The sequence below is a fragment of the Citrobacter sp. B72 genome (assembly GCF_016894305.1).
GTDB lineage: Bacteria > Pseudomonadota > Gammaproteobacteria > Enterobacterales > Enterobacteriaceae > Citrobacter > Citrobacter portucalensis.
In genome coordinates this window covers 1,489,862-1,510,280 of the sequence record NZ_CP069801.1, presented here as the reverse complement: position 1 = coordinate 1,510,280, position 20,419 = coordinate 1,489,862, and the positions used below count along the sequence as shown (strand labels likewise).

General features: G+C 53.1%; 21 protein-coding genes. 8 read left to right on the top strand and 13 right to left on the bottom strand.

Going from position 1 to position 20,419, the window contains the following annotated elements; translation table 11 throughout:
* The first annotated feature begins 29 nt into the window (after nucleotides 1-29).
* The gene (locus JQN59_RS07135) at nucleotides 30-1,028 is read left to right on the top strand and encodes a bile acid:sodium symporter family protein (RefSeq protein WP_003038103.1); all 999 of its coding nucleotides are present in this window, start codon (nucleotides 30-32) and stop codon (nucleotides 1,026-1,028) included.
* Here the strand turns inward: JQN59_RS07135 and JQN59_RS07130 are convergent.
* From JQN59_RS07130 to zipA, 3 genes are all read right to left on the bottom strand, one after another.
* Nucleotides 1,025-1,243, bottom strand: a complete 219-nt coding sequence (locus tag JQN59_RS07130; RefSeq protein WP_003038102.1) for a DUF3820 family protein — start codon at nucleotides 1,241-1,243, stop codon at nucleotides 1,025-1,027. The genes JQN59_RS07135 and JQN59_RS07130 overlap by 4 nt on opposite strands.
* Before the next feature lies 1 nt (nucleotide 1,244).
* Complete coding sequence (gene ligA, locus JQN59_RS07125; RefSeq protein WP_149607888.1) at nucleotides 1,245-3,260, bottom strand: NAD-dependent DNA ligase LigA; 2,016 nt, start codon at nucleotides 3,258-3,260, stop codon at nucleotides 1,245-1,247.
* A 71-nt stretch (nucleotides 3,261-3,331) separates the two neighbouring features.
* Entirely contained in the window at nucleotides 3,332-4,345 is a 1,014-nt protein-coding gene (gene zipA, locus JQN59_RS07120; RefSeq protein WP_103015161.1) for a cell division protein ZipA, read from the bottom strand.
* 230 nt (nucleotides 4,346-4,575) lie between these two features.
* Here zipA and cysZ point away from each other — a divergent pair, with 230 nt between their 5' ends.
* The 5 genes from cysZ to crr all read left to right on the top strand — a co-directional run bounded on the left by cysZ (nucleotide 4,576) and on the right by crr (nucleotide 9,436).
* A complete protein-coding gene (cysZ, locus tag JQN59_RS07115) occupies nucleotides 4,576-5,337 on the top strand; it encodes a sulfate transporter CysZ (RefSeq protein WP_057066948.1) in 762 nt (253 codons plus the stop codon).
* A 163-nt stretch (nucleotides 5,338-5,500) separates the two neighbouring features.
* Nucleotides 5,501-6,472: a cysteine synthase A gene (gene cysK / locus JQN59_RS07110; protein WP_003038091.1), complete on the top strand. Its 972-nt coding sequence runs from the start codon at nucleotides 5,501-5,503 to the stop codon at nucleotides 6,470-6,472.
* Nucleotides 6,473-6,855: 383 nt separating this feature from the next.
* Nucleotides 6,856-7,113 (top strand): phosphocarrier protein Hpr, encoded by a 258-nt coding sequence (gene ptsH / locus JQN59_RS07105; RefSeq protein WP_002913505.1) that lies wholly within the window; start codon nucleotides 6,856-6,858, stop codon nucleotides 7,111-7,113.
* 45 nt (nucleotides 7,114-7,158) lie between these two features.
* The gene (ptsI, locus tag JQN59_RS07100; protein WP_008785405.1) at nucleotides 7,159-8,886 is read left to right on the top strand and encodes a phosphoenolpyruvate-protein phosphotransferase PtsI; all 1,728 of its coding nucleotides are present in this window, start codon (nucleotides 7,159-7,161) and stop codon (nucleotides 8,884-8,886) included.
* 40 nt (nucleotides 8,887-8,926) lie between these two features.
* Nucleotides 8,927-9,436 (top strand): PTS glucose transporter subunit IIA, encoded by a 510-nt coding sequence (gene crr / locus JQN59_RS07095; RefSeq protein ID WP_000522253.1) that lies wholly within the window; start codon nucleotides 8,927-8,929, stop codon nucleotides 9,434-9,436.
* Nucleotides 9,437-9,647: 211 nt separating this feature from the next.
* Here the strand turns inward: crr and JQN59_RS07090 are convergent, their stop codons facing one another.
* Both JQN59_RS07090 and pdxK read right to left on the bottom strand, forming a co-directional pair.
* Entirely contained in the window at nucleotides 9,648-9,887 is a 240-nt protein-coding gene (locus tag JQN59_RS07090; RefSeq protein WP_008785406.1) for a hypothetical protein, read from the bottom strand.
* Nucleotides 9,884-10,750 (bottom strand): pyridoxine/pyridoxal/pyridoxamine kinase, encoded by an 867-nt coding sequence (pdxK, locus tag JQN59_RS07085; protein WP_149607887.1) that lies wholly within the window; start codon nucleotides 10,748-10,750, stop codon nucleotides 9,884-9,886. Before pdxK ends, JQN59_RS07090 begins: the two co-directional genes overlap by 4 nt.
* An 82-nt stretch (nucleotides 10,751-10,832) precedes the next feature.
* Here pdxK and ptsJ point away from each other — a divergent pair, with 82 nt between their 5' ends.
* Both ptsJ and JQN59_RS07075 read left to right on the top strand, forming a co-directional pair.
* Nucleotides 10,833-12,125 (top strand): MocR-like B6 salvage transcription factor PtsJ, encoded by a 1,293-nt coding sequence (gene ptsJ, locus JQN59_RS07080; RefSeq protein WP_149607886.1) that lies wholly within the window; start codon nucleotides 10,833-10,835, stop codon nucleotides 12,123-12,125.
* Nucleotides 12,126-12,138: 13 nt separating this feature from the next.
* Nucleotides 12,139-12,855, top strand: a complete 717-nt coding sequence (locus tag JQN59_RS07075) for a type 1 glutamine amidotransferase (protein WP_149607885.1) — start codon at nucleotides 12,139-12,141, stop codon at nucleotides 12,853-12,855.
* A gap of 81 nt (nucleotides 12,856-12,936) precedes the next feature.
* Here the strand turns inward: JQN59_RS07075 and cysM are convergent, their stop codons facing one another.
* The 8 genes from cysM to JQN59_RS07035 form a co-directional block, all read right to left on the bottom strand.
* On the bottom strand, nucleotides 12,937-13,848 hold the full coding sequence (gene cysM / locus JQN59_RS07070; RefSeq protein WP_048215810.1) for a cysteine synthase CysM: 912 nt from the start codon (nucleotides 13,846-13,848) through the stop codon (nucleotides 12,937-12,939).
* A 67-nt stretch (nucleotides 13,849-13,915) separates the two neighbouring features.
* The gene (gene cysA, locus JQN59_RS07065; protein WP_149607884.1) at nucleotides 13,916-15,013 is read right to left on the bottom strand and encodes a sulfate/thiosulfate ABC transporter ATP-binding protein CysA; all 1,098 of its coding nucleotides are present in this window, start codon (nucleotides 15,011-15,013) and stop codon (nucleotides 13,916-13,918) included.
* Nucleotides 15,003-15,878, bottom strand: a complete 876-nt coding sequence (gene cysW, locus JQN59_RS07060) for a sulfate/thiosulfate ABC transporter permease CysW (RefSeq protein ID WP_149607883.1) — start codon at nucleotides 15,876-15,878, stop codon at nucleotides 15,003-15,005. Before cysW ends, cysA begins: the two co-directional genes overlap by 11 nt.
* Nucleotides 15,878-16,711, bottom strand: a complete 834-nt coding sequence (gene cysT, locus JQN59_RS07055) for a sulfate/thiosulfate ABC transporter permease CysT (protein WP_003038061.1) — start codon at nucleotides 16,709-16,711, stop codon at nucleotides 15,878-15,880. Before cysT ends, cysW begins: the two co-directional genes overlap by 1 nt.
* Nucleotides 16,712-17,728, bottom strand: coding sequence for a thiosulfate/sulfate ABC transporter substrate-binding protein CysP (gene cysP / locus JQN59_RS07050; protein ID WP_003835019.1), 1,017 nt, complete (start codon nucleotides 17,726-17,728; stop codon nucleotides 16,712-16,714).
* Between the two features lie 157 nt (nucleotides 17,729-17,885).
* Nucleotides 17,886-18,677: an SDR family oxidoreductase UcpA gene (ucpA, locus tag JQN59_RS07045; RefSeq protein ID WP_003835020.1), complete on the bottom strand. Its 792-nt coding sequence runs from the start codon at nucleotides 18,675-18,677 to the stop codon at nucleotides 17,886-17,888.
* 172 nt (nucleotides 18,678-18,849) lie between these two features.
* Nucleotides 18,850-19,749: a porphyrinogen peroxidase gene (yfeX, locus tag JQN59_RS07040; RefSeq protein ID WP_048215808.1), complete on the bottom strand. Its 900-nt coding sequence runs from the start codon at nucleotides 19,747-19,749 to the stop codon at nucleotides 18,850-18,852.
* Nucleotides 19,750-19,842: 93 nt separating this feature from the next.
* A complete protein-coding gene (locus JQN59_RS07035) occupies nucleotides 19,843-20,418 on the bottom strand; it encodes an RpoE-regulated lipoprotein (protein WP_032944164.1) in 576 nt (191 codons plus the stop codon).
* Nucleotide 20,419: the final 1 nt, after the last annotated feature.

Genomic DNA, 20,419 nt, shown 5'->3' with positions numbered 1-20,419 from the left:
AATGTTCCTACCGAATTTCAGGAGCTTTTATGAAACTTTTTCGTATCCTTGATCCGTTCACGATAACGTTGATTACGGTCGTTTTACTGGCGTCCTTTTTCCCGGCCGAAGGTGGCTTTGTACCTTTCTTTGAAGGCTTAACCACCGCTGCCATTGCCCTACTGTTTTTTATGCACGGGGCGAAGCTTTCGCGTGAAGCCATTATTGCCGGCGGTAGTCACTGGCGTTTACATCTGTGGGTGATGTGCAGCACGTTTGTTGTTTTCCCGGTGCTGGGCGTTCTGTTCGCCTGGTGGGCACCGGTAAATGTTGACCCGATGCTGTACACCGGTTTCCTGTACCTGTGTATTTTGCCGGCCACGGTGCAGTCGGCAATCGCTTTTACGTCGCTGGCGGGGGGTAACGTTGCTGCCGCCGTGTGTTCCGCTTCGGCCTCCAGCCTGCTGGGTATTTTTCTCTCGCCGTTACTGGTTGGCCTGGTAATGAATATGCATGGCGCAGAAGGCAGTCTGGAGCAGGTGGGGAAAATCATGCTGCAGCTGCTGCTGCCGTTCGTACTGGGACATCTTTCACGTCCGTGGATTGGTAACTGGGTGTCCCGACATAAAAAATGGATCGCCAAAACGGACCAATCCTCCATCTTGCTGGTGGTGTACTCCGCCTTCAGTGAAGCCGTGGTTAACGGGATCTGGCACAAAGTGGGGATTGGTTCGCTGTTGTTTATCGTGGTGGTCAGCATCGTATTGCTGGCAATCGTGATTGGCATCAACGTCTTTGTTGCGCGGAAATGCGGCTTCAACAAAGCCGATGAGATCACCATTGTCTTTTGTGGATCGAAAAAGAGCCTGGCAAATGGGATCCCAATGGCAAATATTCTGTTCCCGACGTCAGTGATAGGAATGATGGTGCTGCCGTTGATGATCTTCCATCAAATTCAGCTAATGGTGTGTGCCGTGCTGGCACGTCGCTACAAGCAACAAACAGACGCATTGCAGGCGCAGCAGAAAAGCCGCGCCGCAAAGGCTTAGAGCGGGCGTTTCAGGGGCTGCACCAGTTGCGTCAGCCCTTCAGTTTTAATCAGCAGCGTGATTTGCATCAGCTCGCCCAGTTTACCCGGCGGGAATTCATCCTTACGGGCAAACCACAGCAGATACTCTTCCGGGACATCAATCAGCCGACGCCCTTTATATTTGCCAAAGGGCATCACGGTGTTGGCGATTTCAACCAGCTGCTCTTTTTCCATCTCAGGCACCCAGTAAGCGGATCATTTCAGCTTCATCGATCACGGCAATACCCAGTTCCTGCGCTTTTGCCAGTTTCGAACCCGCCGCTTCGCCGGCAATAACCAGATCGGTTTTCTTCGACACGCTACCGGCTACTTTCGCGCCCAGTTCGGTCAACCGTGCTTTGGCGTCATCACGCGACATCAGGCTCAGACTCCCGGTCAGCACCACCGTTTTACCCGAGAAGGGGCTGTCGATTTCTTCAGCGTTGATGACCACCGGCGCTGGCCAATGGATCCCCTGCGCCAGCAGTTGGACGATCACCTCGCGGTTGCTCTCTTCAGCAAAGAAATTAAACACGTGGGTCGCTACCACAATGCCGACATCCGGCACTTTTTGCAGCTCTTCAATGGAAGCCGCTTCCAGCGCCTCAAGGGTGCCAAAATGCGCCGCCAGACCAGCCGCCGTGGCTTCACCGACTTCGCGAATACCCAGCGCGTAGAGGAAACGGGCAAACGTCGTTTCTTTCGCTTTTTCCAGCGCATTCACCACGTTTTGCGCCGATTTCGGCCCCATACGATCAAGACCGGTCAGCTTGCCTGCCGTCAGGGTGAAGAGATCTGCTGGCGTATGGACATACTCTTTCTCGACCAGTTGATCGATAATTTTGTCGCCCATACCGTCAACATCGAGCGCGCGGCGAGAAACAAAGTGTTTCAACGACTCCTTACGCTGTGCCCCGCAGATCAGGCCGCCAGTACAGCGAGCGACCGCTTCGCCTTCCACACGTTCAACATCAGACCCGCACACCGGACAATGCTGTGGAAACACAATTTCACGCGTATCGTCCGGGCGCTCGGAAAGCACCACATTGACGACCTGCGGGATCACATCGCCCGCCCGGCGAATAACGACTTTATCGCCAATACGCAACCCCAGACGATCGATTTCATCGGCATTATGCAGAGTGGCGTTACTGACCAGAACCCCGGCAACCTGAACCGGCTCAAGACGAGCGACGGGCGTAATCGCCCCGGTACGTCCGACCTGAAACTCAACATCGCGAACAAAGGTCATCTGCTCTTGCGCCGGGAACTTAAAGGCCACCGCCCAGCGCGGCGCGCGGGCAACAAAACCCAGTTGTTCCTGCAACACCATAGAGTTGACTTTGATCACCACACCGTCGATATCGAATCCCAGCGTCGGTCGGTCTTCTTCAACCTTGTGATAGTAAGCAAGTACTTCCTCCGGAGAGTCGCAAAGCGTAACTCTGTCGCTCACCGGCAATCCCCACTCTTTAAATTGCAGCAGACGGCCCAGGTGGGTATCAGGCAACACACCACCTTCCAGCACACCAACGCCATAGCAGAAGAAAGTAAGCGGTCGCTTCGCTGTAATACGTGGATCGAGCTGGCGCAATGACCCGGCCGCTGCGTTACGTGGGTTAGCAAACACTTTGTTGCCAGTACGGCGGGCCTCTTCGTTAATTTTTTCAAATCCGGCCTGCGGCAGGAACACTTCACCACGCACTTCCAGACGCGTCGGAATGTTATCGCCTCGCAGTTTTAATGGGATCGCACGGATGGTGCGCACGTTCGAGGTAATGTCCTCCCCCGTGGTACCATCACCACGCGTTGCGGCACTGACCAGCACACCGTTTTCATACAGGATACTGACCGCCAGCCCGTCCAGCTTCAGTTCGCAGCACCAGGTTAGTTTGTCCGTACTCTTCAGTCGGTCCTGCACGCGCTTGTTGAAGGCGAGAAAACTCTCTTCATCAAACACGTTATCCAGCGACAGCATTGGCACTTCATGGCGAATCTGGCTGAACGCTGCTAACGGGGCGGCGCCAACACGCTGGGTTGGCGAGTCGGGAGTGATAAGGTCTGGATGCTGCGCTTCCAGCTCGCGCAGTTCACGCATCAGGCGATCATATTCCGCATCGGGAATTTCCGGCGCATCCATCACATGGTAGAGATACTCATGATGGCGAAGCGTGGTTCGCAGTTCTGTCAGTTGTTGTTCGATTGATTCCATATCGCACCATCAATGATAAAAAACCCCCGACAGGCGGGGGTTTAGCAAGGAGATGTCACGCCAGAGGAAAATCAGGCGCGAGATTCTTTAACTTCGCGGATGCGGTCCTGATACTCGCGCAGTTTCTGCGGCGTCATCATGCGACGTTGATCGTCGAGCACCACACCACCCACTTCATCGGCAATGTGCTGTGCGGACTGCAGCATCAGCTTAAAGTTTTGCAGCTCGTCACCGTAGGACGGAACCTGCATAAAAATAGTCACGCCAGGGGTGCTGAAATCACCCGTCATTTCGGGGTCAAACGTTCCTGGGTTAACCATATTTGCAAGGCTGAACAGCGAAGGACCGCTGCCATCCGGGCTCAAATGACGATGGAAAATATTCATATCGCCAAATTTAAAACCGGCTTGCTGAATGCTGTTGAGCAGCACTTCACCGTTGAGCTCACTACCGTGATGCGCCGCAACGTTCATAATAATGACAGCTTCTTTACGCTGCGGTTTTTCAACAACAGGTGCTTCTTCAACTACCGGCTCAGGCTGCGGTTGATGTTCAACGGCAGGCTCTGCGGGCTGGAAAGCCTGCGGCGCAGGTTGCGGTGCTTGCTGCACGGGCTGCTGAACCTGCGGAGCAACGGGCTGATGCTGCATCGGCTGCTGCACAGGTTGTTGCTGAACAGGCTGATGCTGCACCGGCTGCTGCGGTTGTACAGGCTGCGGCTGCTGCTGAGCATGCGGCGGCGGTACCGGCGCTTGTGCAGGCTGCGGCGCGGGTTGACGCGGCTGAGCAGACGCATAAGGCGGCTGGTACTGGTGTTGCGGCGACTGAGGAGGAACACCATGTTCCTGCGCGTTACCGGGAGCATGATTCACACGATGAACGCGAACTTCGCCCACGCCTTCGTCTTCCTCGACGTTGTCGTCGAACGAATCCTCGTCTTCACGTTTAGACTTCATGCGTTTCAGTGGGCGATCGCGGAATATAGAAGACCGCTCTTTACGGCTAGTCCAAAAACCATGTACCAGTAAAGCGATTATGGCGATCGCGCCAACAATGATTAATATCAGACGCAAATCCTGCATCATTATATTCTCTGTTGTTCTAACACCTTGCCACCACGGCAAACATTTACTCACTAAGAGTATTTGTCGATTACGCCAAGTGCAAGTGCACTCTTGGCTTTCACGGCATAAAGATGAACAAAATTGTGCTTTTTGCTGTTTTTTCGAACATTTCTGAACAGCTTAACGCTCAACAACCCGGTAAGATACGCAAAGTTTACCAGAGCTTATATAACAAGGAGTATGTCCTGACCATGGTTTCATCATCTGCAGTCGTACCTCGCAGCGGCCTTTATTACTTTTCACAGGGATGGAAGCTCATCACCCAACCGGGCATTCGTCGCTTTGTCATCCTGCCTTTGCTGGTGAATATCCTGCTGATGGGCGGCGCATTCTGGTGGCTATTCACACAACTCGATAGCTGGATCCCTGCGCTGATGAGTCACGTCCCTGACTGGCTTCAGTGGCTCAGCTACTTGCTGTGGCCGATTGTCACTATCTCCGTACTACTGGTGTTCGGCTACCTGTTTTCCACCATAGCCAACTGGATTGCAGCGCCGTTTAACGGTCTGCTGGCTGAACAACTGGAAGCGCGCTTAACAGGCGCAACACCGCCTGACACCGGCGTTCTCGGCATCATGAAAGATGTTCCCCGTATTATGAAACGTGAATGGCAAAAGCTGGCGTGGTATCTCCCGCGCGCCGTCGTGTTGCTGATCCTCTATTTCATTCCGGGTATTGGGCAGACCGTCGCCCCGGTGCTGTGGTTCCTGTTCAGCGCGTGGATGCTGGCCATTCAGTACTGCGATTATCCGTTTGATAACCATAAGGTGCCTTTTAAGGAGATGCGCGTCGCGCTGCGCACACGCAAGGTCACCAATATGCAATTTGGCGCATTGACCAGCCTGTTCACCATGATTCCGGTGCTCAATCTGTTCATCATGCCGGTCGCGGTTTGTGGTGCCACAGCGATGTGGGTAGACTGCTATCGTGCTAAGCACGCGTTATGGAAGTAATGAAAAAATGTGTAAAAGCGGGCTGGCTTATGCCCGCTCTTATTCCATACTGCAACGCATTATTTCCTGGTGGCATATAGATATACGAATTCCTTACTTCCCCATACTTTCTCAACAGGTATGCTGAAGCGGTATCCCAATTTCATACAGTTAAGGACAGGCCATGAGTAAGATTTTTGAAGACAACTCGCTGACTATCGGTCATACGCCGCTGGTTCGACTGAACCGTATCGGTAACGGACGCATTCTGGCGAAGGTGGAATCACGCAACCCAAGCTTTAGCGTCAAATGCCGTATCGGTGCCAACATGATTTGGGATGCCGAAAAACGTGGTGTACTGAAACCGGGTGTAGAGCTGGTCGAACCAACCAGCGGCAACACAGGGATTGCGCTGGCCTACGTTGCCGCAGCTCGCGGCTACAAACTGACTCTGACCATGCCTGAAACCATGAGCATTGAGCGCCGCAAGCTCTTAAAAGCGCTGGGCGCGAACCTGGTGCTGACCGAAGGCGCAAAAGGTATGAAGGGCGCGATTCAGAAAGCGGAAGAAATTGTGGCCAGCGATCCGGAAAAATTCCTGCTGCTGCAGCAGTTCAGCAACCCGGCAAACCCGGAAATCCACGAAAAAACTACCGGCCCGGAAATCTGGGAAGATACCGATGGCCAGGTTGATGTCTTTATTTCCGGCGTCGGTACCGGCGGTACGTTGACTGGTGTAACCCGTTACATTAAAGGCACTAAAGGCAAAACCGATCTGATCACCGTCGCGGTTGAACCTACCGACTCCCCGGTTATCGCCCAGGCGCTGGCAGGTGAAGAACTCAAACCAGGCCCGCATAAAATTCAGGGCATTGGCGCAGGCTTTATTCCGGGCAACCTTGATCTGAAGCTTATCGATAAAGTCGTTGCCATCACTAATGATGAAGCTATTTCTACTGCGCGTCGTCTGATGGAAGAAGAAGGTATTCTGGCTGGGATCTCTTCCGGTGCTGCGGTTGCTGCCGCGCTTAAGCTCCAGGAAGATGAAACCTTTACCAATAAGAATATAGTGGTTATTCTACCGTCATCGGGTGAGCGTTATCTGAGCACTGCACTGTTTGCCGATCTCTTTACAGAGAAAGAACTGCAACAGTAGTGCCAGCATGTTAAAAACGCGTAAAAAAGCACCCTTTTGGGTGCTTTTTTGTGGCCTGCTTCAAAGTTTCAACTCTCCTGGCATTGATTCAACCCGCCGGAACTGGTATTTAACCAAGCTAATTATTTTGATGCGCGAAATTAATCGTTACAGGAAAAGCGCTAGCTGAATCGATTTTATGATTTGGTTCAACTCTTCCTTTCGCTGCATAATGTTTAATGACGAACGAAACGTCAGCGGCAAGAAGTTGCCAGCAACGGATTGCACCGAACTCCTTTTGTGTCGCGTCCAGTTTACGCCGATGCTAACAATACAGGCTAAAGTTGAGCCGCCAGGCTAGACTTTAGTTCCACAACACTAAACCTATAAGTTGGGGAAATATAATGTTCCAGCAAGAAGTTACCATTACCGCTCCGAACGGTCTGCATACTCGCCCTGCTGCTCAGTTTGTTAAAGAAGCAAAAGGCTTTACTTCTGAAATTACTGTGACTTCCAACGGCAAAAGCGCTAGCGCCAAAAGCCTGTTTAAACTGCAGACTCTGGGCCTGACTCAGGGTACCGTTGTCACCCTGTCCGCAGAAGGTGAAGACGAGCAGAAAGCAGTTGAGCATCTGGTTAAACTGATGGCTGAACTCGAGTAAGTTCAACGAGTTCTTTTAAATATCAGTCACAAGTAAGGTAGGGTTATGATTTCAGGCATTTTAGCATCCCCGGGTATCGCTTTCGGTAAAGCATTGCTGCTGAAAGAAGACGAGATCGTCATTGACCGGAAAAAAATTTCTGCCGACAAGGTTGATCAGGAAGTTGAACGTTTTCTGAGCGGTCGTGCCAAGGCATCTGCGCAACTGGAAGCGATCAAAACCAAAGCTGGTGAAACGTTCGGTGAAGAAAAAGAAGCCATCTTTGAAGGGCATATCATGCTGCTCGAAGATGAGGAGCTGGAGCAGGAAATCATAGCCCTGATTAAAGATAAGCACATGACGGCTGATGCAGCTGCGCATGAAGTTATCGAAGGTCAGGCCACAGCCCTGGAAGAGCTGGATGATGAATACCTGAAAGAACGTGCGGCTGACGTACGTGACATCGGTAAACGCCTGCTGCGTAACATTCTGGGTCTGGCAATTATTGACCTAAGCGCTATCCAGGACGAAGTTATCCTGGTTGCCGCAGACCTGACCCCGTCTGAAACCGCACAGCTAAACCTGAACAAGGTGCTGGGTTTCATCACTGACGCGGGCGGACGTACCTCTCATACCTCTATCATGGCGCGTTCTCTGGAACTGCCTGCCATCGTAGGTACGGGTAGCGTCACCTCTCAGGTGAAAAACGACGACTATCTGATTCTGGATGCCGTAAACAACCAGGTTTACGTCAATCCGACCAACGACGTTATCGAGCAACTGCGTGCCGTTCAGGAGCAGGTTGCAACCGAGAAAGCGGAACTCGCTAAGCTGAAAGATCTGCCGGCTATCACGCTGGACGGTCACCAGGTTGAAGTTTGCGCCAACATCGGTACCGTTCGTGACGTTGAAGGCGCCGAGCGTAACGGCGCTGAAGGTGTGGGTCTGTACCGCACCGAATTCCTGTTCATGGACCGTGAGTCGCTGCCAACTGAAGAAGAACAGTTTGCTGCGTATAAAGCCGTTGCTGAAGCCTGTGGCTCTCAGGCGGTCATCGTCCGTACCATGGACATCGGCGGCGATAAAGAGCTGCCGTACATGAACTTCCCGAAAGAAGAGAACCCGTTCCTGGGCTGGCGTGCCGTGCGTATCGCCATGGATCGTAAAGAGATCCTGCGTGACCAGGTTCGCGCTATCCTGCGCGCCTCCGCTTTCGGTAAACTGCGCATCATGTTCCCGATGATCATCTCTGTTGAAGAAGTGCGTGCACTGCGCAAAGAGATTGAAATCTACAAACAGGAACTGCGCGACGAAGGTAAAGCTTTTGACGAAAGCATTGAGATTGGCGTGATGGTGGAAACACCGGCAGCGGCAACAATTGCGCGTCATTTAGCCAAAGAAGTTGATTTCTTTAGTATCGGCACCAATGATTTAACGCAGTACACCCTGGCAGTTGACCGTGGTAATGATATGATTTCACACCTTTACCAACCGATGTCGCCATCTGTGCTGACGCTGATCAAGCAAGTTATTGATGCTTCTCATGCTGAAGGCAAATGGACTGGCATGTGTGGTGAGCTTGCAGGCGACGAACGTGCTACACTTCTGTTGCTGGGGATGGGTCTGGACGAATTCTCTATGAGCGCCATTTCTATCCCGCGCATTAAGAAGATTATCCGTAACACGAACTTCGAAGATGCGAAGGTGTTAGCAGAGCAGGCTCTTGCTCAACCGACAACGGACGAGTTAATGACGCTGGTTAACAAGTTCATTGAAGAAAAAACAATCTGCTAATCCACGAGATGCGGCCCAATTTACTGCTTAGGAGAAGATCATGGGTTTGTTCGATAAACTGAAATCTCTGGTTTCTGATGATAAGAAAGACACCGGAACTATTGAGATCGTTGCTCCGCTCTCTGGCGAGATCGTCAACATCGAAGACGTGCCGGATGTAGTTTTTGCTGAAAAAATCGTTGGTGATGGCATTGCTATCAAACCAACCGGTAACAAAATGGTTGCCCCTGTTGATGGCACCATCGGCAAAATCTTTGAAACCAACCACGCTTTCTCTATCGAATCCGACAGCGGCATTGAGCTGTTTGTTCACTTCGGTATTGATACCGTTGAACTGAAAGGCGAAGGCTTCAAACGCATCGCTGAAGAAGGTCAGCGCGTGAAAGTGGGCGACCCGGTTATTGAATTCGATCTGCCGCTGCTGGAAGAAAAAGCCAAGTCTACCCTGACTCCGGTTGTTATCTCCAACATGGACGAAATCAAAGAGCTGATCAAACTGTCCGGTAGCGTGACAGTGGGTGAGACTCCGGTTATCCGCATCAAGAAGTAATTCTTTTTGCAGAGAAAAATGGCGCCATCAGGCGCCATTTTTTTTATATACTTCATCCTTCAGATTGCCTCTGTGTTGGCTGCAGTCGCTCACCCCAGTCACGTACTCATGTACGCTCCCAGGGATTCTCTCCTTTGCCGCCTTGATGCAACCTGAATGATTTTGTATATACCCCGATAACGATTTTTATCTTTTATAGGTCGGAAAAGCGTTAAATTTGTGAGGTGACCGGTCGGTAACACGCCTCGCGCATCAGAATCTTCATCCCTTCCGGCCCGCTTTCCAGCATCCGTCGCTCCGAGTCTGCCACTAACAATTCACAGTCGTAGCCACCCGCAATACCAAACATGGCCCGCGCTACACAGATATCTTCCAGCGCTGCTGCCCCGTTGGTGTCAAAATGTCCAACCATACGCCCATTCTGGCGAACTACCAGCCGGTAACTCTTCATCGCGCCTCCCCTGCCGGTGGCAGAATTAATTCATCACAACCGCACTGATGCGTCCAGCTCATGACGTCCAGTACGCGCTGCGCGGCATCGTATGCTGCCGTAGTCAGCGCTTTCCCCAGCACAATGCCGCTCGCCAGTTCAGCACAGAACAGATCGCCGGTGCCTTTTAAATCCGTCTTCACCCGCGGGTGAGCGAACACCTCAACCGTTTCAGCCGTCACCACCGCAACGTTAATAATCTCTTCGGTATCCCCCGGCGCGCTGGTAATTACCACCCATTTCAGGGTGTCAGTGAGCAGTGATTGTGCCGCCGTAATGGCTTCATCAAGCGTTCGACACGGCTTTCCGCTCAGCATTTGCAGCTCGAACACGTTCGGCGTCAGCCCCTGCGCCAGCGGCAGCAGGTGCTGACGATAAGCCTCCGGGATTTCGGCTTTGACATACATACCGCTATCCGTATCGCCAATCACAGGGTCGACCAAAATGCACAGGTCCGGATGCGTTGCCCGAACGGTTTCCAGCCACTGTGCCAGCAAGGCGATTTGCTCTGCGCTGCCCATGTATCCTGTAGTCACCGCCTTCAGCTCGCGCAGAGCATCACGCTCGCTTAAGGCGCGGAGATAACCGCTAAACCACTCGGCCGGAATAACGCCGCCATAAAAGGTTTCATAATGCGGGGTGTTACTGAACAGTACCGTGGGTACTGCCGTCACGCGTAATCCCTGCGCTTTAATAGCCGGAACAGCGATACTGTTGCCTACGCTGCCATACACCACCTGTGACTGGACGGCGACGATATCGGTCTGTAACGCCCGATTCGTGTCGTCAAAGAGCACTGACTGGATATCACTCTCCTGCTCCATAAATTTCTCCTCTCGCTGGACAGCGGGCCTACGCCTCACTATTATCGTCATATGCTAAAATTCATTTTGTCATAGGTCAATAATGATCGACGGAAAAACCGCTAACGAAATTTTTGACAGTATCCGTCAACATGTCACTACAGGCACGCTGGCAGCAGGCGAAACGTTGCCGCCAGTGCGGGAACTGGCAACGGCATTAAACGTGAACCGTAATACTGTCGCGGCGGCTTACAAACGCCTGGTCACCTCCGGGTTGGCGCAGAGCCTGGGACGCAACGGCACGGTGATTAAGGGGATTACTGCCCCCGTTGCGCTGGAAGGTGGTAATCCGGATACCCCGCTTATCGATCTTTCCGGCGGTAATCCAGCGCCCTCGCGTCTTCCTGACCTGAGTAGTTATTTCGCGAAGATAAATAAGAATCCGCGTTTGTACGGCGATGCCGCTGTGTCACCAGGGCTTAAGGTATGGGCATCACAATGGATGCAAAATGCAATGCCCGGCAAAGGGGAAATTGATATCACCAGCGGCGCTATTGATGCTATCGAACGGCTACTGTGCGCCCATTTACTGCCTGGTGATAGCGTTGTCGTAGAAGATCCATGCTTTTTGAGCAGCATCAACATGCTGCGTTATGCTGGTTTCTCCGCCAGTCCGGCCAATGTTGACTACGAAGGCATGCTGCCGGACCAACTGGAACTCGCGCTACAGAAAGGTGCGCGGGCAGTGATTCTGACACCGCGCGCGCATAACCCGACAGGATGCAGCCTGAGCGCTTCACGCGCGGCGCAATTGCAGGAAATCCTGGCCCGCTATCCGCAGACGCTGGTGATCGTCGACGACCACTTTGCGCTGCTATCTGCTTGCCACTGGTATCCGGTGATTGCGAAGGAAACCACGCACTGGGCGATTGTCCGTTCGATGTCAAAAACGTTAGGTCCGGATTTACGCCTGGCCATTGTGGCCAGCGATCCGCTCACTTCAGGGAAGCTACGTTTACGGCTCAACTCCGGCAGTCAGTGGGTCAGCCACCTGCTGCAGGATTTGGCCTGCGCCTGCCTGAGTGACGAGACTTATCAACATACGCTGGCGCAAACTCAGCAGTTTTACGCCGCCCAGCAGCAAACGTTGGCGGCAGCACTGCGGCGACATGGCATTGAGTTGCCCGTTGGTGACGGTCTGAATATGTGGCTACCGCTGGAAGATAACAGCCAGGCGATCGCTTTTGCGTTGGCAAAGTCCGGCTGGCTGGTGCGGGAAGGCGAAGTGTTTGGCGTCAATACGCCTGCCCACGGTTTACGCATTACGCTGTCAACATTAGAAGACAGCGACATTGATAAGCTGGCGGTTGATATTCATCAGGCGCTAAAACGCTAACAGGAGAGAAAAAGTGCGAGTTCATTTTGTTATTCATGAGTCTTTCGAATCTGCTGGCGCATATCTGCCGTGGGCCGAATCACGCAGCTATAGCGTCAGTTGGTCGCGCGTTTATGCCGGAGAAGCGGTCCCTGCGAACGCCGATGATTTCGATATGTTGGTGGTGTTTGGCGGTCCGCAGTCACCACGAACCACGCTGGCAGAGTGCCCGTACTTTGATTCTCAGGCCGAGCAGCATCTGATCAACCAGGCGATTGCGGCACGTAAAATTGTGGTGGGGATCTGCCTGGGTTCACAGTTAATCGGCGAAGCGCTGGGTGCGAAGGTGTGCCAGAGTCCGGAAAAAGAAATTGGTCACTACCCCATCGTTCTGACCGAAGCCGGTCAACAGAACCCGCTGTTCAGCCATTTCGGCTCATCGCTTATCGTCGGTCACTGGCACAACGACATGCCGGGGTTAACCGACCAGGCGATAATTCTTGCTGCCAGCGAAGGCTGCCCACGACAAATCGTGCAATACGGTAATTTTGTTTATGGTTTTCAGTGCCATATGGAGTTCACAGCTGACGCGATTGAAGGATTAATTCAGCACTCAGAGCAAGAGTTGGCTGAAGCTGAAGGGAAACGCTTCATCCGCCCGGTTGAAGAGATGCGCGCCTGGGACTACCAGCAAATGAATGAGAAGCTGTGGCAATTCCTGGATAAGCTGGTGGAAAAACGTAACGATTAATCATCCCTGGCCGGATAAAACATTATCCGGCCATCGTGCCAGGCAGTTACCTGATGGCGCTGCGCTTATCAGGCCAAAAAGTTAAATTCCCAGCCCCTGATTAAAGTGCTCTTCACCAAAGACGCCGGTCGAAAGGTAGCGATCGCCGCGATCGCAGATGATCGCCACAACTACCGCGCCGGGCGTAGCACGTGCAACGCGTAACGCGCCCGCGACCGCGCCGCCAGAGCTGACACCGCAGAAAATTCCTTCACGCACGGCCAGTTCACGCATGGTATTTTCGGCATCATTCTGATGAATATCCAGCACCTCATCCACCAGCGAGGCGTTAAAAATGCCCGGCATATATTCCGCAGGCCAGCGGCGAATTCCCGGAATACTACTGCCCTCTTCCGGCTGCAGGCCAACGATAGTGACCGCTTTTTCTTGCTCACGCAGAAAACGCGACACACCGGTAATGGTGCCTGTCGTTCCCATACTGGAGACAAAGTGGGTAATACGACCTGACGTCTGCTGCCAGATTTCCGGTCCGGTGGTGGTGTAATGCGCGTAGGGGTTATCCGGATTATTAAACTGATCCAGCAACTTACCTTCTCCACGCTGCGCCATTTCAAGAGCTAAATCGCGCGCGCCTTCCATCCCCTGCTCTTTGGTGACCAGAATCAGCTCGGCACCATAGGCGCGCATCGCCGCACGGCGCTCCTGACTCATGTTGTCTGGCATCAACAGCTTCATGCGGTAGCCCTTCAGCGCGGCGATCATTGCCAGCGCAATTCCGGTATTACCGCTGGTAGCCTCAATCAGCACGTCGCCTGGCTTAATTTCTCCGCGCTTTTCCGCTTCGACGATCATCGACAACGCGGCGCGGTCTTTCACCGAACCTGCGGGATTATTGCCTTCCAGCTTGACCCAAATTTCACTACCGTTATCCGGCGCCAGACGTTGTAATTTCACCAGAGGCGTATTGCCAATTGTTTTTTCTAATGTGTTCACGTTTTCAGCTCGTAAAAAAGCCCGGTAAGCGTAGCGCCACCGGGCGATAACTATGCAAATTAACCTATCAGGCTGATTGCGCCAGGGCAAGTTCCTCTTCACGCGTTTCAATACGCTGGTCGCCGTTATACAAACGTGCATTTTGCAGCCCGACAAACAGCCGTTCACCGCGGCTCGGGGAATCATCGCCTTGCATGATGACCGTCAGCGGTTCGTTGTACCACCCGAGGGGTTGTACAACTAATTGGGTGTAGTGCCCCTTCGGACTAGCTTCCAGCACCTGCACCGGCAGTGGCGAATCCAGGCTGGTACGGCGGCTCACATCCACTTCCCATGGACGCAGGAACAGATCGACCGGTCCCTGGTAGCCAGGTGTATAGCCCAACGGCCAGCGGTGTGCGCCCACATGGAACTGTCCGCCACGAATCGTCCCCTGCAGGCGGTTAACCTCGCCCATAAACTCCAGCACAAAACGGGTGGCCGGTTCGCGCCATACCTGATCCGGCGCATCGGCCTGTTCGATATGACCCTGACTCATCACCACCACGCGGTCTGCGACTTCCGTTGCTTCTTCCTGGTCGTGGGTAACAAACACGCTGGTAAATTTCAGCTCTTCATGCAACTGACGCAGCCAGCGGCGCAGCTCTTTGCGCACCTGCGCATCAAGCGCGCCAAACGGTTCGTCGAGCAGCAGGATCTGCGGCTCTACCGCCAGCGCACGCGCCAACGCCACGCGCTGTTTTTGCCCGCCGGAGAGCTGTGCCGGGAAACGGTCCGCCAGATGAGCCAGTTGAACCATTTCCAGCAGTTTGGTCACTTTTGCTTTGATGGCCGCCGCATTCGGGCGCTCATGCCGTGGCAGGACCGTCAGACCAAACGCGATATTGTCGAAAACGGTCATATGACGAAACAGCGCATAGTGCTGGAACACGAACCCCACCTTACGGTCGCGGGCGTGCAATCGGCTGACGTCGGTACCGTGAAAACGGATATGCCCGCTGGACTGATGCTCCAGCCCGGCAATAATGCGCAGCAGCGTGGTTTTGCCCGAGCCGGATGGCCCCAGCAGCGCGACCATCTGACCTGAAGGAATATCCAGCGAGATATCGTTCAGCACCTGGGTGCGACCAAAAGACTTCTTAATATTGGCAATCTCAATGCTCATGATTTTCCTCCTGCTGCGCGCGTTTTTCCTGGTTCTCCAGACGCCATTGCAACATGCTCTTCAAAAACAGGGTAATAATCGCCATCAGCGTTAATAGCGCCGCGGCGGTAAAGGAGCCGACCGTGTTGTAGTCCTGCTCCAGTAATTCAATCTGTAGCGGCAGCGATAGGGTTTCGCCGCGAATCGAGCCGGAAACCACCGACACTGCGCCGAATTCGCCTATCGCACGGGCGTTGGTCAATACCACACCGTACAGCAATGCCCAACGGATATTCGGCAGCGTAACGCGGCGGAACATCTGCCAGCCGGATGCACCCAGCAACACAGCCGCTTCATCTTCATTGCTGCCCTGGCTTAACATCACCGGCACCAGCTCACGCACCACAAACGGACAGGTCACGAACACTGTCACCAGCACCATCCCCGGCCAGGCAAACATAATTTGCAGATTATGCTCATCCAGCCACCCACCAAGCGGGCCGTTAGAGCCGTAAAACAGCAGATAGACCAGACCGGCGACCACCGGCGAGACAGCAAATGGAATATCCAGTAACGTTAGTAGTAGTTGGCGTCCTGGGAAGTTAAAACGGGTCACCAGCCAGGCCAGCAACACACCAAACACCAGGTTCACCGGCACCGCAATTAGCGCAATCAGCACCGTCAGCCAAATGGCATGCAGCATATCCGGGTCAGCCAGGTTCTGTAGTACCGGCATTAATCCCTTACTGAACGCCTGCACGAAGATATAAATCATCGGTACCAGCAAAATAAAGGTCGATACCAGCATGCCCGTGCCGATCAGAAACCATTTACCCCAGTTAATGCGGGGTGCGTCATAGCGTTTCAATTGAGTAATGTCTGCCATCAGTGACCTACCACGCGTCGACCGAAGCGACTTTGCAAGGTGTTAATTGAAAACAGCAGCAACAACGACGCCCCGAGGATCACAGAAGCAATCGCGCTGGCGGCCGGGTAGTCAAACTCCTGCAAGCGAACAAAAATCATCAGCGAGGTCACTTCCGTTTTCCATGCGATGTTTCCGGCGATAAAAATAACCGCGCCAAACTCACCAAGGCTGCGGGTAAACGACAGCGCAACGCCCGCCACCAGCGCAGGAGACAGCTCCGGCAGCACTACTTTACGGAAACTCTGCCAGCGCGTAGCACCGAGCGTTTCCGCCGCTTCTTCATATTCCGGGCCTAACTCTTCCAGTACCGGTTGCACGGTACGCACCACAAACGGAATGCTGGTAAAGGCCATCGCTACCGCGATACCGAGCCAGGTGTAGGTCACCTTGATATCCAGCTTCGCCAGCCACTCGCCGTAGAAGCCATTAACCGAAAACAGTGACGCCAGCGTCAGACCTGCCACCGCCGTAGGCAGTGCAAACGGCAGGTCCATCAGCGCATCCAACAGCGTACGGCCCGGAAAGCGATAGCGGGTTAAGATCCACGCCATCAGCAAACCGAACACGCCGTTAAAAATCGACGCCACAAACGCCGACAGCAGCGTCACTTTATAAGCCGCCACCACCTGCGGATTGGTAATCACATCCCAGTATTGCGCCCAGCTCATTTGCGCCAGTTGCATCACCAGCGCGCTCAGCGGCAGCAGCAATATCAGGCAGACAAACAGTAAGCTGGTGCCCAGGCTCAAAGTGAAGCCGGGCAGCACACGTCGGGAAGAAACAGCAAACATTTACTTACGCCCCGCCGCCAGCAGTTTGTCCAGCTCACCGCCGCTGACAAAGTGCGTTTTCATCACTTCAGGCCACGAGCCAAACTTATCTTCCACACGGAACAATTCGGTCTGCGGGAATTTATCTTTCAGCTTGTCCATTACCTGCGGGTTATTCACGCGGTAGTAGAAATCGGTAATGATGGTTTGCGCCTGCGGGCTGTACAGCCAGTTCAGGTAAGCTTTCGCCGCTTTTTCAGTACCGTTGGCCTGCACATTTTTATCTACCCAGGCCACCGGGAACTCCGCCAGAATGTTGACCTTCGGCACCACCACTTCGAAGCCCTGGTCTTCGTACTGTTTACGGATATTGTTCACTTCCGATTCAAAGGTAATCAGTACGTCGCCCAGACCGCGCTCCACGAAGGTGGTAGTTGCACCACGACCGCCGGTATCAAATACTTCCACGTTTTTCAGAAACTGGGTCATAAACTGTTCGGTTTTGGCTTTATCACCACCGTCAGCTTTATCTGCCGCGCCCCACGCAGCCAGATAGGTATAACGCGCGTTACCGGAAGTCTTCGGGTTCGGGAAAATCAGCTTCACGTCCGGGCGAACCAGATCGTTCCATTCGTGGATATTCTTCGGGTTGCCCTTACGCACCAAAAACGCCATGGTGGAATAGAATGGCGAACTGTTATTCGGCAGGCGGCTTTGCCAGTCGGCAGGGATCAGCTTGCCTTTGTCATGCAGGATCTGCACGTCGGTCACCTGGTTATAGGTCACGACGTCAGCTTTCAGCCCCTGCAAAATCGCCAACGCCTGTTTTGATGACCCGGCATGAGATTGTTTAATCGTCAGTTTGTCGCCGCCGTTATCCTTCGCCCATTGCTGTTCAAACGGCGGATTAAGGGCGGCAAACAGCTCGCGGGAAACATCGTATGAACTGTTCAGCAGTTCCGTTGCCTGCGCTTGCCCCACCAGCAACAGCATGGCTGCCAGCGTCAGTGTTCTTTTTTTCAGTAAGTTAACGGCCATTGCGCACCCTTATAAATTAAATGACTTTCTTATGGTCATCATATTTATAACCAGTGCTAAAGGAGTAACGGTTTTATATACCGTTTGATGATTTGAAAGTTGAAAAGAGAATAAGGGGTACCTCCTCCCCAGCACATGGGGAGGAGACCGGCATCAATCAGACGCCGACGCTAACGCTTTCAGGCAGGGTGCTGCCGCCATCAATCACGTTTTGCGTGCCAGTTAAATAACTGGACTCATCCGATGCCAGGAACGCCGCCAGTTCACCGACCTCAAGCGGGCAGGCCAGACGACGCATCGGGATCGCTTTCGCCATTTCGACTAAAACGGATTCAGGATCTTCCGGGTTAGACTGTCGCGCAATGCTTTCCGCCATCGGCGTACGAACGTAGCCAGGGCAAATGGCATTCACGCGAATGCCGGACTGCGCATATTCTACCGCCAGGGATTTGGTCAAACCGATGATCGCGGCTTTCGACAGCGCGTAGGCCGTTTCGCCCGGGTCAGCAACCATATCGCCGGTCACCGATGACATCATCACGATGCGCCCGTCTTTGCGCGCAATCATCTCCGGCAGAACGGCTTTCGTCACGTTCCAGACGCCTTTAATGTTGATATCAATGTGGAAATCGCGATCTTCATCGCTCATATCAAGGAAGTTGCCGAGGCGGCATACGCCGGCATTGTTCACCAGAATATCGATTTTGCCTTCAATCTGCTTCGCGCGCGTCACCGCTTCCTTGACCGACGCAAAATCTCTGACGTCAGCGTGAACGGCTGTGCAACGGTGCCCACGCCCAGCCAACTCATCCGCCAGTTTTTCAATCTCATCGGAGATATCCAGCAGGATTAAGTTCGCACCATGGCGGGCAAACGTTCTGGCGATACCCTCGCCAATACCCTGAGATGCGCCCGTAATCAATGCTGTTTTGCCCGTGAGTTTTCCCATTTCAATATTCTCCTTTTGAATATGAAGCCTTCGCTTCATTCACGCAGAAGATACAGCAATAACAAATTAGTGCTGAGGAATAGCTCACTAAATCAGGTTAATCTCAGGTAAAAAAAATCCCCGACGATGCGGGGATGTCTATTTCGTGGCCGATAACAGGATCAGCTCACCATTACAGCGCCATTAAACGGTCCAGCGACGGTGCAAAGTAATAGCCGCCGGTTACCGGTTTGGTGAAGCGCAGCATCGCATCACGCTTACCGTCAGTGTCACCAAACATGCTCAGCAATTGTTGTTCAATGTTGTACAGACGAGCGCAGTAGGCGCAGAAATAGAGACCATGCGTGCCGCTGGCAGTACCGTATGGCAGGCTCTGGCGCACAATTTTCAGCCCTTTACCGTCTTCTTTTAGGTCAACACGGCTCAGGTGAGAGGTGACCGGACGGTCATCACCGTCGATCTCTTCGTTGGCTTCCTTGGTACGACCAATCATCATTTCCTGGTCATGGATGCTCATGCGATTAAGCTGCTTCAGGTTATGTTCCCAACGCTGCACAAACACATAGCTGCCACCGGCATCCACACCATCTTTGATAACGGCAACTTCACGGCGCGTTTCTTCACCTGCCGGGTTTTCCGTACCGTCAACAAAGCCGCTGAGATCGCGCTCTTCGACCCAACGGAAACCGTGGATTTCTTCTTTAACTTCAATACAGTCGCCAAATGCTTCCATTGCCGCCTGCGCAACGGAGAAATTCACGTCATGACGCAAAGAGAGAATATGGATCAACACGTCATATTGGGTTGCTGGTGCCAGACCTTTACCGTAAGGGATAAAGTCTTTTAACTCTTCAGCACCGACGCCGCCGCTCAATGCACGCCAGGTGTTGTTGCCAAAAGCGACAACCGCGCCCAGATGCGCATCCGGGAACTTAGCTTCAAAGGTCGCCAGCTTATCGGCGAAGGTTTTGCTGGCCGCACGCAGGGCATCAACGTCGCCTTTAACATTGGCTTCAATCCAAATCGCCGCACGGCAATGTTCTGGCAAAATGCCACTCTGAACCTGAGACATTGTTCCTCCTGAAAAAAAGATGCCACGACATCGTGGCATTGATGGGTGCTATTCTACCTGTTTTTTTAACAAGCCGATTTGTTCAGACGCAAATTAACGCCGCCAGATAATTTTGCTTACTTTCCACGCTTTCAGCGTGTCGTCAGACGGCATTATATCCTCAGGTCCGCTCCATTCACCGGAAAAAATATAGCTAATATGTTGACTTCCCTCAGCTTTACACTCAACGCCCGCGCTGTCATCACCGGTTGCTTTTTGGCAATTACCATAAGCTTTAGTGTAAAGGTCGCTAAACGGTGTACCGATTTCGACACCCGCGGCTGACGAAATATCGTGATCTAATACATCAATACGACTGATGGTTCCCTGGCTGCCGTTGATGACTATCGCCAGCTTGTCGTCTTTCATAGCTTCATAGAAGCGCACCACATTACCGTTATCGGTCTTCATTCCGCTACGCAGGCGGTAATCACCGTCCAGCGCATCAGCAATGGCTTTTTCATCCAGCGGCGTAGCGCCCGTTAACGCTCCTACGCCCTGCTCTGTGACCTGCGTTGAAGAACCAAACCAGTTCCACGGATTGGCGGCAGACCAGTTCACCGAGGACAACGTTGAACACCCGGCCAGTAGCAGCGGCATCGCGCATAAAGTCAAACGCAGTGATTTCATT